The following is a 17,072-nucleotide window of genomic DNA, read 5'->3' on the forward strand; positions in this document are numbered from 1 at the left end:
GGGATCATCCCCGCTCACGCGGGGAGCACCACACGTCGATGTCCCACTCGCCCCGGTGACGGGGATCATCCCCGCTCACGCGGGGAGCACATGGAGGTGGCCAGGCGGAGGATGCCCTCGTCGGGATCATCCCCGCTCACGCGGGGAGCACTGGGTGGGGGACGGCCGGCGGTCGGTTCAGGCCGGATCATCCCCGCTCACGCGGGGAGCACCCACACCAGTGTCGGCGGTGCTGTCTGGCTGACGGGATCATCCCCGCTCACGCGGGGAGCACTTCGGACCGCCTCGGCCGGTGACGTGGACGAGCGGATCATCCCCGCTCACGCGGGGAGCACATCCGCGCCGGGCCCGGGCTGTACCGGTTGGACGGATCATCCCCGCTCACGCGGGGAGCACGTGCCGGCGGCGATGGCCTGCTCGAGGCGGGCCGGATCATCCCCGCTCACGCGGGGAGCACGCACAGCGCCTGATGGGAGTCCTAGACCAGATGGGATCATCCCCGCTCACGCGGGGAGCACCATCCGAGGCCGGTGTCGGTGTCGTAGATGCGGGGATCATCCCCGCTCACGCGGGGAGCACGTCGGTCGCGCCGCCGCCGAGTTCGCGGAGCAGGGATCATCCCCGCTCACGCGGGGAGCACCCCATCCTCGAGGCGACCGGCCAACCCCACAGCGGATCATCCCCGCTCACGCGGGGAGCACGCCGGGGTCTACCTCGTGGCCGGGCGGGGTCGCGGATCATCCCCGCTCACGCGGGGAGCACGAGCGCGAGGTCCGGCACGAGATGCGGGAGGCGGGATCATCCCCGCTCACGCGGGGAGCACTCGTCAACGTCGTCGGCCTTGCGCACGATCCCGGGATCATCCCCGCTCACGCGGGGAGCACCCAGTAGCGGAAGTGGACCGTCCAGGGGGTGCCGGATCATCCCCGCTCACGCGGGGAGCACGCCGGCTACGGCCAGCCCGCCCAGGGCAATGGCGGATCATCCCCGCTCACGCGGGGAGCACTTCCCGGGTTGGTGTGGAGACGGCCCCGGCGCCTTCACGGATCATCCCCGCTCACGCGGGGAGCACGAGACTGGCATCTCGCGGAACACGCTCAAGTCCGGATCATCCCCGCTCACGCGGGGAGCACCCCGGCTACAGCGGAGGAGCCGCCGCCCCGCACGGATCATCCCCGCTCACGCGGGGAGCACACTTCCTCACTAGGGAAGATACCGACGCATCCCAACTTCCTGCATCACTTCTTGCGGATCCGTCGATATCGAGCCGCCCTACTCACCCGGTCCTTCGGCTTCTCCTCAGTGACCAGGTTGGCCGCAGGGCGTCGCATCAGGGTCACGCCCTCGAAGTCGACCGGTTCCCACGCGTGGCCATGATTCCGAATCTCCATGCCCTGCTCGTTGCGAGCATTGAAGACCATCAGGGCCCGTCCGTTGCCCACCATTTCGATGACGATCCCCCAGAGTTCATCCCGGATGCGCGGGTTCACCCGACCTACGAATACTCCTGGGGCAACTTCCATGAGCCATCGGGTCAGATGGCCCCTCAATCCGGCTGGGACTGCAGTGAGCACTATGACGGTCACCAGGGAACCTCATACGAGACGCCGCCGGCCACGGTTCCCACTTCCTCGTCCCAGAGGTGGATGACGTCGATCTCGAGTTGATCATCCTCCGAACCTGAGTCATCGAGCAGAGACCGAATATCCCGCACGCATCGCTCGAGGAGTTTGCCATCTCTCATGGCATCCCGAACGGCTCGGCGGGTTTGGCCAGAGATGTCGTCCGGCTCCGTCGATGCCACCGCGAAAGCAATCGGGATCGTGAACTCCGCCTTGTAGAGATCTGCCACGTCGTACACGAATGAGCGGCTGTGTCCTGTGTGGACGAAACCCAGTCCCGGCGCGCACCCGAGTGCGACGATGACTGCGTGCACTACCCCGTACAGGGCGGAGTGTGCGGCAGACAGTGCCTGGTTGACGGCATCCCCAGCGGCATAGTCGTCGGGATCGTACGTCCGCTTGTCCCACGCAACACCCGTACGAGCCGATTCTGCGCGGTAGATCTGTCGAACCCTGGCACCTTCACGTCCGCGAAGCTGCTGCATAGTGGAGCCCTTGACGACCTCATCGGGAAAACGCATCTCGTACATGCGACGGGCGATCGCGAGACGACGATCACGGTGCGACACGGCAGTGGCCTGCGCCTCGAGAAGGCGGGTCGAGGATGCCAATGAGCGGCCGTGGGCGTAGTAGCGTACGCCCTCCTCCCCCACCCACACCGCGGTCGAACCGCTCTGCGCGATCAGCATCATGGCGTGGTGGGTGATCCGGGTTCCGGGCCCCAGGATGAGCACGTTCACGGCTGCCGCCGGAATGTGAACGGTGCCTTCGGCAGAGGTCGCCGTGATCGCGTTGCTGTCCCTGCTCAGCGTGCATCTCTCGAGGTAGACGAAGGTGAGACGGTCCGCCGCCCGCACGAGCTGACGCGCGGAGGGTGGCTTCGCTCCCGGGATCATGGAACGGCCAGGGTCATCAGGCCACAGCCGTACGCCTTGGCCCTTCCGATGCCTTGGGTCAGTGCTGTACGGAGCGCCTCTGGCTCGGTCACCACTCCGACCCCTTCGTACGTCACCGACGAGACCGTGACACGGCTCGTCTGGCGCCTGAAGGTGAGCACGCTGCGGGCAATGACGGCTGCGGTCGGCTCCTGGTCCGCAGTTTCCAGCGCGAGCCCGATCCGCTCCTGCCGATCCATCAGCCATGAAAGCTGCTGATCGACCGTCACGTGCCCCATGATCTTCTGGGTACCATCAGAGAGCCGGCCCCGATGGACCGGATTCGCCGTCAAGCGGAAGGCCCATCGTTGTCCGGCCTTCAGCCGACTGAGCAAGGGGTCGTAGGGCCGTGACTCGGCCGGAGCCTGGGTGGGCCATCCGGCTTGCTCGGCGACGTGCTCGAGATCCGGCTCGACCGCACTCACGACGTAGAGGGTCGCTTGCCCGTGCTCCTTGGAGTCCACGCGCCACAGCACCCGACCCGGGTCGGTTCCTGGCGCGAAGCCGGACCGGACTGCAGCATGCATTGCCTCCGGCGAGCCCATGAGCTTGCGCGCACCACGCTTCTGCGGGTTCAGAGACAGTCTCGAGATGTTCACAACAGTCCCTCCAGGGCGGCGAAAGGATCATGGCCGCCGGATGCACGTCCATCGGGATTCGCTACGTCTACGACGGTCTCAACGACTTCGCGGTAGGCGTAGCGGCGATCCTCAGGGTTGAACGAGAGCGGCACGTCACGGATACGGCGGCGCGAAGCTTCCTCGGGAAGCACCTGCACGTCGGCCTGAACGCTGCACCGCACGGTTCGTGCTCGGCTGCGACGCTGCGATCTCCCCGCCTGCAATGGCGTATCCAGCAGCATCTCACGGGGTTCCTTCTCCGAGATCGTCAGCAGGAGCGGCGGAACCGGGACGCAGGAGCGCCGGCCGAGAGCCAGCGGGAACGCCGGGTCGACAATCGCGCTGGCCAACCCCTCCACCAGTGCGCTCGGACCTCCGAGGTAGGCGGTGAACACTGCATCGCTCAGGTAGAAGCGGTTCGACAAGGGAATGTTGGCCTGGGGCCGCTTGGGATTGTGGGCCGTATGGAAGTCTCGGAGCACCTGCCCCTCCTGGTCGACGCGGACAGCGAGGGAGAGCCCGACAAGATCCTCTATCTCGTCGACACGTCGTCGACCCTGTGCAGCAGCGAGCAGGCCCACGATCCCGCTCTTGGTGGGAGCGGTCTCGGTCGTTCGCCGGACGAACCTGCTCTCGCTGCCCCAGCTCTGGAGTGGACCCGCAAGCCGTAGGACAAGCGTGCTCATCCCCGCACCGCTCCAGCCGTAGCGGCACCGGCGACCCGAGCGCCCAGGTCTCCGAAGGCGACCGTGTCGCCGAGCCCGGCCAGCGACCCCAGGATGCCTGCGCGACCGGCGACGAACACCGACTCCGGCTGCTTCCAGGCCTGGTGGAGTTCCGCCGCATAACCTGCCAGCCGCTCCACGGCCGGTTGCACGAAGCCGCCGTCGGACACGACCGGTTCTTCGAAGGCCCCCACGAAGTTGAGCGGCTGTCCGCTGCGCACAGTCACCAAGGCGACATCGGGTGCCGTCCCGTTCGCAAAGGTGTTCTGCTTGCCACTGGGCATGCTGGTCAGGAAGGCCGTGATGAACGCCTCGACGGAACGACGAGTCGCGGCATCGTCGCCGAGGTTGCTGCGCAAGAGATCGACGTTGATCGTGGCGTACCGGTAGAAGGTCGTCGAGTAGAACTCGACCGTGCCGATCATCCCCGCCCCCGATTCGTCCTCTCCCTGCAGATCATCCACTGCGGTGAAGTAGTCGAACTCAGGAGTGACCGCATGCACCCCCAGGGCATGGGCCACCTGGCACGCCGCGTCGACTCGGAGGTCGGGGGCATCGGCCACCATGCGCCCGAACAGTGCGATGTCCACGGAGTGGTCCCGATCAGCCAGCTCGTGCGGCCTGCCTGCCTTGATGGCGGCCGCCGGATCCTCGCTCGCCGCTGCCTCTACGGCGAGTCCCGCCAGTGCGTCGAGCTGCATCGCCGACAGAAAGATGAGATAGCCGGTCTGGGGAAGCTTGGCCTCCTCCCCCTTCCGGGCCTTCGGCGCCGCCGTCTTGATCTTGAGACCGCTGAGGATCTCGACCGCCAGGGACTCCGCCCGATCGTCGAGTGTCGGATCGATGACGTGGATGCGTTCGACCAGGGCCTGCACGACGTCCCTCGTGCGGATACCCAGCTCAGACTTGTCCAGGGTCTCGGCGAAGGCCTCTCGGGTCGCCCGCTTCCACGCCTGGCTGGAGACCCGACCACGGCGAACCCCGCCGAACAGCGCGGTCTTGGGAGATCCTGTGTCATCACGGTTGATATTGGAAGGCGGCACGGTCTGCAGCACGTGGATGTCGATGGCGGTGTTCATGCGGAGACTCCTTCGGGAGGAACGGACGATGATGTTGTTTCGGGCTGGTCGGTCGACGGCGCAGAGCCGTTTGACCGCAGGTGGTGGAAGTCCCGTGCCCACCTGCGTTGGACCTCACTGACACGTCGGGGGTCCTGGAACGCCACCAGGTCGTCGGCGAAGCGTCCGTAGTCGAAGCCGACGTCGGCACTGCGCATCTGGGTGACCAGTGCACGGGCGTGGTGGGTGAGTTCGTCGAGCGATGCAGCGGTGGCAAGTTGGGTGAAGCGTCGGTAGACCGGGCCTTCGTGGACGTCCTCGGATGAGCTCTCCAGAGTCGATGCCAGACGGCGAACAGCCTGGCCGAAAGGGGTCGACGTGTGCATCAGCATCGGTTTCGCCTGCTGGTGGACAGAGAACATCGTGAGGGCGATGTGAACAGCGTTCTCCTCGGGGGTTGCAGCCTGACCCTGTCCTGCCCCGTCGAGGCCATCCAACGTGAGGTCCCAGATCTCCGGCACCGATCCGGGTTCCTTGCCGACGCCACGACGGAGCTGTGCGAGTTGAGCTCGGCTCCGTGGGTTGAGTTGTCCACCGCCCGAGGGCACGAGGCGGTAGATGATTCCCTTGACGTAGTTCCCCACGTGACCGCTGGCTCGCGGGGTCGACTGCTGTTCGGTCATCCCTCGTTCCTTTCAGGATCACCGGATTGGGTGTCCGGCAGCACTTTCTGCAGTTCGTGGGTGAAGAAGCGTTCTGCCAGAGCCGCCGTCATGAAGATTGCCGCTCCGCCGGGCCCGGCGACCTGCCGGCCGATCACGGCTTGGTCACTGCACAGGTCGAGCTGTTCCCGAGCGAACTGCCGGGCCGTGGTACGGAGATAGGCCTTCCAGCCGGCTAGAGCTGCGTCGATGTCTGGCGCTCCTGCAAGCCTGCCGATCCATGCTCGGGCACCGTGATCGATGCCGGCGAAGAAGCGTGCACGGATGTCACCGGCTGCCGCTTCGCCTGCATCCTCACCTCGCTCGCCCTCTGCTTTGGCGAGGTTGGAAGCCAAGCGTCCGAGGGCACGGGCCGTCTGCTCCGCGGCCAGGACAGCGTCGTCAACCAGGCCTCTCAGCTCGTCGCCCCTCTTCCCTTGCATGAGGAGTGCCACAGAAAGGTCCAGTTCGTCGCTCACGAGCTCCTCGACCACGGCCTCCTGCGATCCGTACGTGATCCCGACGGTCTGCAGTCGCACCGGCAACTGCTCACCCGACTCCCACTCCACCTCGGCGATATGACACAAGGTGGCCGCCGGCAGGTACTGGCGATGGCCTTCGACCTCGCCCACTTCCGCGAGCATGGAGGGAAGAGCACGCCACATGCTGCGGGTCGGGTCGTGCTTGCGTGGCATGTAGACCGGTCGGCCGAACTTCTTTGACTGCGGCTTCGAGTAGCGCCAGCCGGTGAGGGTTTCGTACCTTTGCCGGTTCTGGGGCGTCATCTTGTCCCCTTGCGCGAGGACGACGCCGGTCACTCCTTCGCGGTCTCCCACGAGGCGAATGCGCCTGGATTGCCATGTCAGGAGCGACACGGTGCCCGGCGGGTCGGCCTCCGTGAAGTCCCGGCGAACCGCACTGGCCGGCTCGTCGAGCCTCCACACCGGTCGGTCCACGTCCCCCGACCGGTCGACGTCCTGTGGTACGAGATTGAGGATCAGCGTCTGCTCAAGGGTGCTCCCATGCACGACCAGACCTCCGAGCTGGCCGGCCCAGCCAGGGCCGATGGGGTAACCCCGACCACCCTTGACGAGGGGATCACCGACCGCACCGGATCTGATTCCGGACGGGTCGAAGGCTTGGCCGTGGACCAACCAGCGCGCCGCCTCCGCCGCTCGGATCCGCTCGGCCCCGCGTCTGCTCCGCATGCTGAAGAGGGCCTCACCGTTCGGAATGTCAGCGATGAGCTTCTCCAAACCGCTGATTTCGTTCCTGGCTGTGGCCAGTCCGGCAACCTGCATGAAGGGCCGTTCACCGTCGAAGAGCCAGAACCTGTCGTACCAACGGTCGAGGTAGCCATCGATGACGCCCCGGGGGAGACCCTCGTCCCAGAGCCGCTCCCAATCGATCTCCTGCTGGAGGCTGTCGTAGACGATGGCCAACAGGAGTCGGAGGAAGGCGAACTCCTGGGTGGGCAGGTCGCCGGCAAGTCGTCGAAGGTCACTCGCCTGACGAAAAGTCTCCCGAAGTGACAGCTCCCTCGTCGATCCTGCTGCATTCTCCACCAGGAGGAACGGCTCGTCGACCAGGTTGAAGTCAGACATCCTTGGTCACCTCCAGCCCGGTGTCGGGCGAGTACTGCAGCAGCCATTGGATGTTGCTGCTCGGGATCGACGTCGCCAGCATCTGGCCTCCTTCTTGAAGTCTCATGGGCAGGAAGAGTTCACCTCGCAGGAGCGGGTGCCTGTGCCATTCCCACCGGCGAACGTCCGGTTGCTCCTGCAGCCACCTGATCAGTTCATCAAGTTGGTCCGGATTGCTCGTCATCATTGGAGGCAGCCGGACGGTCCACCCTGCGATCGCCCGGGCGGTGGCGTCGTCGGGGATGGATCGAACATCGACGACCGAGTCCTCCACGACCCAAGGCGGCTGGATGGCTGTGCTGCCAGAAGGGTCCGTCGGCACCACGATGACCTCCAAGGTTGGTTCCGTGTCCCGCACCATCGCCTGGCCCCGCCGCTCAGTCCCATCAGAACCGGGCAAGGTCATCCACGTCGAAAGATCTGCGTTCTGCTTCCGCGGATTCCAGCTGTCCAGGAGGAACGGCTGGGCCCGATGCCGCTGCGCCTCCAGACGGCCCCGGTGCTTCTCGAGGGCCGTTGCCATCAGTCCCTGGGCCTCGGGCGGTCCGACCGGTGAGGTGCCGAAGACGCGCTGAACGAGTGGCGAGACCATGTCCGGGACGGCAAGGTCTGGACCCGTGCCGTCAAGGACGGCAGCCGTACGCAGGAGCAGGTGAGCGCCGTAGATCCGCTCGCTGCCTGACGATCCACGGCGGACACCTTCTCCTCCCCTCGGCTCATCGGCAAGCACGATGCATCGCGGTGTCGACAGTCCTTCCGGGCGTCTTTCGCGCTGATGCCGATGCAGTCGCCCCAGTCGCTGGAAAAGTAGGTCAATCGGGGCCAGGTCGGTGATGAGGAGGTCGAAATCGACGTCGAGCGACTGCTCGGCGACCTGAGTCGCGACGACGACGTGACGATCAGGTCTGGCCCCGGTGGGACCGAACAGCGAGCGAAGACCTACGTCCTTCTGCATCCTGTCGTACGCCATGAATCGCGAGTGGTTGAGGGTGATCGGCCCCAGACCCGCCTGGCCGAGCGCCTCCGCTGTGCGTTGGGCATCTCCCACGGTGTTGCGGATGATCAAGATGCAGCCGCCACCTGCCGACTCCTGCTCCACGGTGGCGACGAGTTCCTTCAGATCGGTACTGCCCCAGTTCCAGGTGACCCGACGGGAAGGGCCCTGGTGGGAGATCTCCTCACACGAGACCTGCTCGAGATCGCGATCCACGGCGGTGATGAGCGGATAGCGCTCGTCCGTCGCCATCGCCTCTATCGCACGCGCAACCTTGGGGGGAGCCGGTCGTCGTCCGACATAGGCCTCGACCATGGCACGGCGCCGTAGCGCGGGCAGCGTGGCCGACAGCACGATGACCGGCACCCCATAGGCGCCGAGCCACTCGAGCACACGATCGAGGTAGACGTCCATGTAAGCGTCCGATGCGTGAGCCTCGTCAATGATCACCACCTTCCCCATCAGGCCGAGGTGACGAAGCATCAGGTGCTTCGACTGCAACCCCGCCATGAGCACCTGGTCGATCGTCCCCACGGCAAAGCTGGCAAGGAGCCGCCGCTTGCGTCCTCGGAACCACTGATGGGCGACGGCATTGCTCAGCCCGCCAGTCTCCTCCCCTGAAGGGGAAGACCCCTCCGATGCATCCGCACCTTCTCGGGGTGCGTCCTCGTCGTGGTCGTACACCTGCTCGGGATCGAGCTGATCGAGCCGCGCGCGGTCGAACTCATCGACACGTTCCATCAGGGCGCGGTACCTCGGGTTCAAGGACGCCTTGCCGTGGGCCAGCGTCAATGACCACGCGGGCACGTCCTCGGGAGGTTCGGGCAGGTCCAAAAGCCATTGGCTGACACGGTCGAACATGCCGTCACTCGTGGCCTGGGTAGGAAGAGCGAAGTAGAGGCCCGAGAGCCCGAGGCGAGCGGCGATCACCTCCGCCGCCGCGAGAGCCGCTTCCGTCTTGCCGCTACCAGTGGTCGTCTCGACGACGAGGAGGCCCACGTCCCGACCTTGGGCAAGGTCGTAGACGTGGCGTTGGACATCAGTGGGGGAACTGCCCTGGGGCCAGTCGAACCGCTGCCGATAGAACGCTTGGGCCGACAGCGTCGGGATGGTAGGTGACCATGGTCGAGGAAAGGCCAGCTCGGCGAGGGCATCCTCGACCCGATCACTCTGGTCAGACCGTTGGAACGGAGGCGACACGTCACCGACCTGGCGGTACGGAAAATACGCCTCGCTGCTGGCCACCCAGTCGGCCACGATGAGGAGACCCGACATGCCCACCAGAACGGGAACCGGGATCCGGAGGTGGGCCCAGTCCCCCATACGTACGGAGGCGCCCGATCGGAAGGTCATCCATGTGGCCAGTTCGGCACGTGCTTCTTGCCAGGGGCCCTTGCCGGCCAATCTCTGGTGCGTCTTGACCGCACCCAGGATGATCGGATCCGCAACCTTGCCATGATGGGCTCCCAGTACCGAGGCAACCTGCCTGGCCGTCGCATGGTCCCAGCCATGCTCGGTCTTAAGCCAGTCGAACAGGTAGAAGTTGCTCACCGCAGCGTGCGGAGCCAGTTTCCGTTCGGCCATGTCCGCACGCGTGCCGCAGTCCAGGCCCGCCTGCCGCATCGGTTCGGCGAGGTAGTCGACCTGGACCGCAAAGGCTGGGCTCATCTTGCCTAGGTCATGCAGTCCCGCGAGCCACGTGAACGCCAACCGGGCGTCGTCGACTCCGCCGGGGAAGCAGACTCCCCACTGCTCCTTGACCGCATGAGCGAGCCAGTGATCGAAGAGTCGTCCGGCGATGTCAGAGGTATCCGCTAAGTGTTGTGTGAGTGGGAGCCAGGTCTGTCGATCACTCGACGACTTGGCCCATGCCGTACGTGTTGCCTCTGCTAGCCCCCCAGCCATGTCCGCAGTTCGATCTGCGGGTCAGACTGAGGAATTGGGAGAGGGGGGAAGGCTCGCGGTGGAGAACATGCCCTTGACTCTATCAAGTCAGCGACTCAAACGTTCTACACTTTCGGATACATTTTCTTGGTCCGGGGATCGCGCAATCCCCTGACGAGGGGAGCACTCCAGCGCGAACGTCCTACACGGATCATCCCCGGATGGTGCGAGTCTAAGCGGCCTCCTGCGGGATCCGACGGTCAAAAGTGGAAGGTCCTGACCCCCGAGAGCGTCAGGACCTTCCATCGTGGGTCGGTGACCAGCCCGGCCCCTACTGCCGGATCAGACCTGCGGCCCCTGCGCGCCCGGCTGGTCCTCCGGACCGAGGTACGGCATCCCCGCGGTCGGGTCGTTGCCCTGGGCCCGGGTGGTGCGCAGCGTCTCGACGCGGGCGCGGTAGTCCTCCGGGTCGATGTCACCGGTGGCCAGGCGGTTGTTCAGCGTACGGATCGCCTCGTCCTCGGCGTCGCCCCGGCCCCCCATCGGGCCGTGCGGGTGGTGGTGCGCGCCCGGACCATGGCCGGGACCGTGGCCGGCCCAGTTCTCGCGGGTGCCGAACAGCGGGGTGCCGTTGCGGTCGGCCCGCCGCAGCAGGAGGAAGAGCCCGACCAGGAACAGCAGCGGGAAGATCATCATCAGGAAGCCTCCGAAGAAGTAGACGTGCTCGTGGCCCATCATCGGGCCACCAGGCCCCATGTACTGGCCAGGAATGGCGAGGGGCAGCAACGAAATGGACATGACCCCAGTCTTCTCCCGATCCGCCTCCGGCACATCAGCCTGCGGGCGGCACCCGGCGTACGCGTCTCGACGTACGCCGGCCCTCGCAGACCTACGCCACCGGCCCCATGCGTACGACGCGGCCGCCTCGTACGATCGGTTTCATGCAACCACGCCCCGGGACCTACCCGCCCAGCGCACCCGGGGGGCGCACCACGCACGCCCCGGCCTGGCTGGCCTGGCTGGGTGCGGTCGCGACCGGCGTGGTGGTGGCCTGGATCATGTTCTTCTCGGCGCTGGTGAGCACCATGACGATGCAGCGCAGCAGCGGGCACATGAGCGGCCCGATGATGCCGGACCGCTACGACCCGTACGACCCGGGCTACCCCAACCCCACAGGCCCGTGGTCGCAGTCGGTGGTCGACCACCGCTGGCTGCCCGCGCTGTTCCTGGCCTGCGTGGTCGTCGCGGCCGGCCTGGTCCTCCGGCACCTGTGGCCCCGGGTCGGGTACGTGTCCGTCGTGGTGGGGACGGCCGGCTACCTGGCCCTCGGCGGGTCTCTGCCGGTCGCGCTGATCGCGCCGGCGATCGCCCTGGTCGGGCTGACGGCCGTGCGGCCGGGCCGGTACTGGGTGCTGTGGGTGGCGCTGCTGGTGCCGATGCTGTGGGCGGTCGGCTGGAACGACCCCTACATGGGGCTGACCAGCGCCTGGCTCTACCCGGCGATCGTGTTCGGGATCGCCGCGATGCTGGTGCCGACCCTGCTGGCAGAGGTCCGGCGCAGCCAGGCGGTGGCGCGCCACCAATCGCATGCCGACGAGATGCGCCAGGTCGCCTACCGCGAGCGGCTCCGGATCGCCCAGGACCTGCACGACGTCGTCGGGCACAGCCTGTCCACGATCTCCCTGCAGGCGGGGGTGGCACTGCGGCTGCTGGACGAGAACCCGGCCCAGGCCCGCACCTCGCTGGAGGCGATCCGCACCAGCGCCAAGGACTCCCTCACCGACGTACGCCGGACGCTGGGGATCCTTCGGGACCCGAACGAGGCCGCGCCGCTCTCCCCCGGTCCGGGCCTGGACCGGATCGACGAACTCGTCGCCCCGCTGGTCGCCAGCGGCGCCACGGTCGGCCTGCACCGCGACGCCGGGCTGGCCGCGACCGTGCCGACGCCGGTCCAGCAGGTCGCCTTCCGGATCGTCCAGGAGGCCCTCACGAACGCTGTCCGGCACGCCCCCGGCACCCCGGTGGAGGTGAGGATCGCGCGGGCCGGCGAGCAGTTGCTGGTCCAGGTCCGCAACGGCGGCCCGGCCCCGGCCCACCCCGTGGTCGAGGGGAACGGCCTACGGGGGATGCGGGAACGCGTCACCACGCTGGGTGGCACACTGACCATCGAGGACACCGGACCCGGCGGGGTCGGCATCACCGCCCTGCTGCCGCTGGGGATCCCGACCAACCCTGGGAGCCCCGGAAGCCCCGGAAGCCCCGGGAACCCGGGGAATCCCGGCGAGCCCAGCGAGCCCGATCCCCGAGGAGCCCGATGACGCCACCAGCCCTGCCGATCCCGCCCCGCGACGACGTCCCGGCCGGCGACGATTTCTCGACAGGCACCGGGACGATCCGCGTCCTGATCGCCGACGACCAGCCGCTGGTCCGGATGGGGTTGCGCGCCCTGGTCGAGGCCGAGCCGGACATGGACGTCATCGGCGAGGCCGGGACCGGACGGGAGGCGGTCGACCAGGTCCGCCGCGACCATCCCGACGTGGTGCTGATGGACGTCCGGATGCCCGAGCTGGACGGCATCGCCGCGCTCCGCGAGATCGGCGCCGACCCCCGCTGCGCCTCCACCCGGGTGGTGGTGCTGACCACCTTCGAGCTGGACGAGTACGTGTTCGCCGCCCTGCAGGCCGGCGCGGCCGGCTTCCTGGTCAAGGACGCCGAGCCCGAGGAGATCCTGCGCGGGATCAGGCTGGCCGCCTCCGGCGCCTCCCTGCTGTCCCCGAGCGTCACCCGTACGGTCATCGCCACCTTTACCGGCAGCAACCGCACCTCACCCCAGGACGAACGGCTCGCCGTCCTGACCGACCGCGAGCGGGAGGTGCTGGCGCTGGTCGGCCAGGGGTTCAACAACGAGGAGATCGCCGCCGAACTGGTGGTCAGCAACGCCACCGCCCGCACCCACGTCAGCCACATCATGGCCAAGGTCGGGGCGCGGGATCGGCCGCAGCTGGTCGTGCTGGCCTATCGCACCGGGCTGGTGCGCTGATCCCTGCGCCTCGCGGCAACAGCGGCGCGGCAGAAATGCAGGATCAGACCGCGCTGGGCTGCAGTTCACCCTCCTGCTCCTGCTCCAGGTGGCGGGAGGCGGTGCGCCGGTAGTACGTCGCGAGCATGGCGCCGGAGAGGTTGTGCCAGATCGAGAAGATGGCGCCGGGCAGGGCTGCGGCCGGGGAGAAGTACTGGGCGGCGAGGCCTGCCGCCAGTCCCGAGTTCTGCATGCCCACCTCGATCGAGATCGTCCGCGCCGCGCGGACCGGCTGGCGGGTGAGGCGACCGGCGAGGTAGCCGAGCAGGTAGCCCAGGCCGTTGTGGAGCACCACGGCCGCGAAGACGATGAGGCCGGCCGAGGCAACCTTGGCGGCCGAGCCGCCGACGACGGCCGCCACCACGCCGGAGATCGCGATCACCGAGATCCAGGGCATCGCGGGGAGGATGGGGGTGAACAGCTTCGGCAGGACCAGTCGCAGGACCAGACCGGCGACGACGGGGATCAGGACGATCTGCAGGATGCTCTTCGCCATCGCCGGGCCGTTGACCGGCATGTAGTGGCCGGCCAGCAGCAGGGTCAGTGCCGGGGTGAGCAGCGGGGCGAGCAGCGTCGACACAGAGGTCATCGTCACGGACAGGGCGGTGTCGGCCTTGGACAGGTAGCTCACCACGTTGGAGGAGGTCCCACCCGGCGCGCAGCCGACCAGGATCACGCCGGCCGCCAGGTCGGCGGGCAGGCGCAGGACCCAGGCGACCAGGACGCCGACCAGCGGCATGACCATGTACTGGGCGACGACGCCGATCAGGATCGGCCAGGGTCGGGACAGGACGAGCCGGAAGTCCGGCAGCGTCAGGGTGAGGCCCATGCCGAACATGATGATCATCAGCAGGGTGTTCACGTGCGGGCCGAGCTGGCGGGCGGTCGGAGCCGCGAAGAACCCGAACAGGGCCGCGGCGATGACCAGGACGGGGAACACCGTGACCGCGATGGTGGCACTGCGGTCCTCGGCGGAGAGTGTGGCTTTCGTCATTCGCCCAGTCCTATCCGGGCAGGGGTTCCATGAGACGTACGTCTCAGCCCGTGGTTGTCCGGCATCCCGGGCAACGACCCGCGTGCCGGGGTGGACCGGTCAGGACCGGTGCGGCCCCCAGGGGCCGGTCGGTGGCTGGACCAGGCGGTCCGAACCGGTGCCCTGGGGACCGATCGGCATGGACGACTCCTCACCGGCGCGGGTCCGGTCCACCCACACCTGGGCGGGCTCGCGCAGGGCGCGGGCGCGCAGTTCGTCGACCAGCACCTCCGGCTCGCCTCGGCCCGGCCCGGTCTGCTGCAGCAGCCGCAGGTACGCCTCGCGGGCCAGCAGCTGGCGGCGGGTGGTGGTCAGTTCGGAGCGGCTGCGGCCGATGAAGCTGACGAACCAGTGCAGCAGCGTGGTCACCTTGGACTTGAACCCCACGATGTAGAGCAGGTGGATGAACAGCCACGTCAGCCAGGCCAGCGGGCCGGTGAAGCGCAGTTTGCCGGTGCTCACCACCGCCGACGTACGCGACAGCGCGGCCATCGACCCCAGGTCCTTGTACCGGAAGCTGCGGACCCGGTAGTCGCCCTGCAGCCGGCGGCGGACCTGCCCGGCGGCGAAGCGGCCCTGCTGGATCGCGACCTGCGCGACGCCCGGCAGCTGGTCGAGGTTGGCCATGTCACCGATCACGAACACCTCGGGGTGGTCGGGCAGGGTCAGGTCCGGGCCGATGGCGATCCGCCCGGAGCGGTCGATCGCGGCGCCGGTCTGGTCGGCCAGGTGGCGGGCCAGCGGGCTGGCCTGCACGCCGGCGGCCCAGACGACCGTACGGGTCAGCACGACCAGCTTCTCGTCCGAGCCCTTGACGGCGATCTCCACGCCCTGGCCGTCGACGTCGGTGGCGTGCGCGTTGCCGATGAACTCCACACCCATGCCGGTCAGGGCCCGGGTGGCCTTCTCACCCAGGTCGGTGCCGAAGCTCTTCAGCACCGTCTCGCCGCCGTCCACCAGGATCACCCGGGCCTGGCTCGGGTCGATGTGGCGGTAGTCCTGCTTGATGGTGCGACGCGCCAGTTCGCGGATCTGGCCTGCCATCTCGACCCCGGTGGGCCCGCCGCCGACCACCACGAAGGTGAGTAGTGCGTCGACGTCAGCCGTATGCCCCTCCATCGCGGAGATCTCGGCCTTCTCGAACGCGGACAGGATCTGCGCGCGCAGCTCCAGGGCATCGTCGATCGTCTTCAGGCCCGGGGCGTACTGGGCGAACGCGTCGTTGCCGAAGTAGGACTGGGAGGCACCGGCGGCGACCACCAGCGTGTTGTACGACAGGGTGAACTCCAGCCCGAGCCCGTCGGCGTGCACCTGCTTGGCGGCCACGTCGATCGAGGTGACCTCGGCATTGACGACGCTGGCGTTGCGCTGCTCACTGAGGATGCCGCGCACCGGCGGGGCGATCTCGCCCGGGGACAGGATGCCGGTGGCCACCTGGTAGAGCAGCGGCTGGAACAGGTGGGCGGTGTCACGGGAGACCATCGTGACGTGCACGCCCTCGACCCCCCGCAGCGCCTGCGTGAAGAAGAGCCCACCGAAGCCCGACCCGATCACCACGATCTCGTGGTGGCGGGTCGACCTCGCCGATCCGGCCCGCAGTGTCGCTGCCGAGCCGGTCGCGGGCAAAGAAGTTGATTTATCAATCACATTGATCAGCATACGCCGCGATCCGCGACTTGCAACATTCGGCGGGCCGCCCCGCGGAGCCGCCCTCACCGGTCCAGGCGCTCGTACTGCGGCAGGTCCGCCCGCAGTGCGTCCAGCACGAGCGTACGCAACCAGGACTGCGCCGGCGACAGGCTCTCCTCGCGCCGGGAGTACAGGGCGGTGCGCGGATTGGGCACCTGCCACGGCAGCGGACTGACCACCAGCGGCAGGTACCGCCGGTGGACCTCGGCGAAGTAGCGCGGCAGCAGCGCCACCAGGTCGGTCGTCTCCAGCACGTGCGGCACCGCCGCGTAGCCGTGCACCGAGAGCACGACACGCTCGGCCAGGCCGTGCTCGTACAGGGCATCACGGAGGAACACGTGCCCCTCCCGCCCGGCCACCACGACGAAGCGCCGGTCGCGTACCCCCTCCTCGCCCGGCTCCAGCGGGTGGTCGGCGTGCGTCACCGCGACGTACTCGGGGTCGTAGAAGGGCTGGCGCCACAGCCGGGCGCTGGGCAGCACGGTCATCGTGATCGCCAGGTCGACGGTGCCGCGGACCAGGTCGTCCTCCACCGCGTCGATGTCCAGTGGCGTGACGCGCAACCGCATCGTCGGCGCACTGCGCTCCAGCGCCCCGAAGATGATCGGCAGCCAGGTAATCTCCCCCAGCGAGGACAGCGCCAGCACCACCTCCCCGCCGACCAGGGCCGGATCGAACGCGCTGGAGGCCTGCGAGGCGACCTGCTCCACCCTGCTCAGCGGCTCGTGCAGGGCGTCGTAGAGGCGCCGGGCGCGGCTGGTCGGGACCAGGGTGTTCCCCTCACGCCGGAACAGGTCGTCGCCGAAGCGTCGCCGCAGCCGCGACAGCGTGTAACTGACGGTCGGTTGCGAGACACTGAGTCGTTCGGCGGCGACGGTGACGCTGCGGGTCTCGTAGAGCATCAGCAGCGTACGCAGGGAGTTGAGGTCCTCGGTCACCCATAGAGGATATCGATACTGCGTGGCTGCAATATCTATTGGCTTGTGGTGGCGTACGTCACTTACCGTTTTCTCGTGCGCAGGTCCCGCTGGACCTGCCCCTCCCGACCGCCTCAACGAACCCGACTGCCTCAACGAAGAGGAGACGACA

14 protein-coding genes and 1 CRISPR repeat array are annotated in these 17,072 nt (G+C 67.8%); of the genes, 2 read left to right on the forward strand and 12 right to left on the reverse strand.

Features of this window, described 5'->3' with window-relative positions:
- The first annotated feature begins 1 nt into the window (after position 1).
- Positions 2–1,194: a CRISPR direct-repeat array (repeat unit 28 nt; unit sequence GGATCATCCCCGCTCACGCGGGGAGCAC).
- A 44-nt stretch (positions 1,195–1,238) separates the two neighbouring features.
- From cas2e to GA0111570_RS11335, 9 genes are all read right to left on the reverse strand, one after another.
- Positions 1,239–1,586, reverse strand: coding sequence for a type I-E CRISPR-associated endoribonuclease Cas2e (gene cas2e / locus GA0111570_RS11295; protein WP_092611011.1), 348 nt, complete (start codon positions 1,584–1,586; stop codon positions 1,239–1,241).
- Positions 1,583–2,518, reverse strand: coding sequence for a type I-E CRISPR-associated endonuclease Cas1e (cas1e, locus tag GA0111570_RS11300; protein ID WP_092611014.1), 936 nt, complete (start codon positions 2,516–2,518; stop codon positions 1,583–1,585). The genes cas2e and cas1e overlap by 4 nt, the downstream gene beginning before the upstream one ends.
- Entirely contained in the window at positions 2,515–3,156 is a 642-nt protein-coding gene (gene cas6e / locus GA0111570_RS11305; protein WP_092611017.1) for a type I-E CRISPR-associated protein Cas6/Cse3/CasE, read from the reverse strand. Before cas6e ends, cas1e begins: the two co-directional genes overlap by 4 nt.
- The gene (gene cas5e, locus GA0111570_RS11310; protein WP_092611020.1) at positions 3,153–3,863 is read right to left on the reverse strand and encodes a type I-E CRISPR-associated protein Cas5/CasD; all 711 of its coding nucleotides are present in this window, start codon (positions 3,861–3,863) and stop codon (positions 3,153–3,155) included. The genes cas6e and cas5e overlap by 4 nt, the downstream gene beginning before the upstream one ends.
- Positions 3,860–4,981, reverse strand: coding sequence for a type I-E CRISPR-associated protein Cas7/Cse4/CasC (gene cas7e, locus GA0111570_RS11315; protein WP_092611023.1), 1,122 nt, complete (start codon positions 4,979–4,981; stop codon positions 3,860–3,862). Before cas7e ends, cas5e begins: the two co-directional genes overlap by 4 nt.
- Complete coding sequence (gene casB, locus GA0111570_RS11320) at positions 4,978–5,643, reverse strand: type I-E CRISPR-associated protein Cse2/CasB (protein WP_092611027.1); 666 nt, start codon at positions 5,641–5,643, stop codon at positions 4,978–4,980. The genes cas7e and casB overlap by 4 nt, the downstream gene beginning before the upstream one ends.
- Positions 5,640–7,265, reverse strand: a complete 1,626-nt coding sequence (gene casA, locus GA0111570_RS11325) for a type I-E CRISPR-associated protein Cse1/CasA (protein ID WP_092611030.1) — start codon at positions 7,263–7,265, stop codon at positions 5,640–5,642. Before casA ends, casB begins: the two co-directional genes overlap by 4 nt.
- A complete protein-coding gene (locus GA0111570_RS11330; RefSeq protein ID WP_092611033.1) occupies positions 7,258–10,203 on the reverse strand; it encodes a CRISPR-associated helicase/endonuclease Cas3 in 2,946 nt (981 codons plus the stop codon). The genes casA and GA0111570_RS11330 overlap by 8 nt, the downstream gene beginning before the upstream one ends.
- A gap of 321 nt (positions 10,204–10,524) precedes the next feature.
- Complete coding sequence (locus GA0111570_RS11335) at positions 10,525–10,980, reverse strand: hypothetical protein (protein ID WP_139283226.1); 456 nt, start codon at positions 10,978–10,980, stop codon at positions 10,525–10,527.
- Between the two features lie 143 nt (positions 10,981–11,123).
- On the opposite strand from GA0111570_RS11335, the gene GA0111570_RS11340 reads away from it, so the two are divergent.
- Both GA0111570_RS11340 and GA0111570_RS11345 read left to right on the forward strand, forming a co-directional pair.
- Positions 11,124–12,500: a sensor histidine kinase gene (locus GA0111570_RS11340; RefSeq protein WP_092611039.1), complete on the forward strand. Its 1,377-nt coding sequence runs from the start codon at positions 11,124–11,126 to the stop codon at positions 12,498–12,500.
- Positions 12,497–13,222: a response regulator gene (locus GA0111570_RS11345; RefSeq protein WP_092611042.1), complete on the forward strand. Its 726-nt coding sequence runs from the start codon at positions 12,497–12,499 to the stop codon at positions 13,220–13,222. Before GA0111570_RS11340 ends, GA0111570_RS11345 begins: the two co-directional genes overlap by 4 nt.
- A 43-nt stretch (positions 13,223–13,265) precedes the next feature.
- Here the strand turns inward: GA0111570_RS11345 and GA0111570_RS11350 are convergent, their stop codons facing one another.
- The 3 genes from GA0111570_RS11350 to GA0111570_RS11360 form a co-directional block, all read right to left on the reverse strand.
- Entirely contained in the window at positions 13,266–14,255 is a 990-nt protein-coding gene (locus GA0111570_RS11350; protein ID WP_092611045.1) for a bile acid:sodium symporter family protein, read from the reverse strand.
- Between the two features lie 99 nt (positions 14,256–14,354).
- On the reverse strand, positions 14,355–15,953 hold the full coding sequence (locus tag GA0111570_RS11355; protein WP_092611048.1) for an NAD(P)/FAD-dependent oxidoreductase: 1,599 nt from the start codon (positions 15,951–15,953) through the stop codon (positions 14,355–14,357).
- A 53-nt stretch (positions 15,954–16,006) separates the two neighbouring features.
- Entirely contained in the window at positions 16,007–16,921 is a 915-nt protein-coding gene (locus GA0111570_RS11360; protein ID WP_217634132.1) for a LysR family transcriptional regulator, read from the reverse strand.
- Positions 16,922–17,072 lie beyond the last annotated feature (151 nt).

This window comes from Raineyella antarctica, assembly GCF_900092135.1.
Classification (GTDB): Bacteria; Actinomycetota; Actinomycetes; order Propionibacteriales; family Propionibacteriaceae; genus Raineyella; species Raineyella antarctica.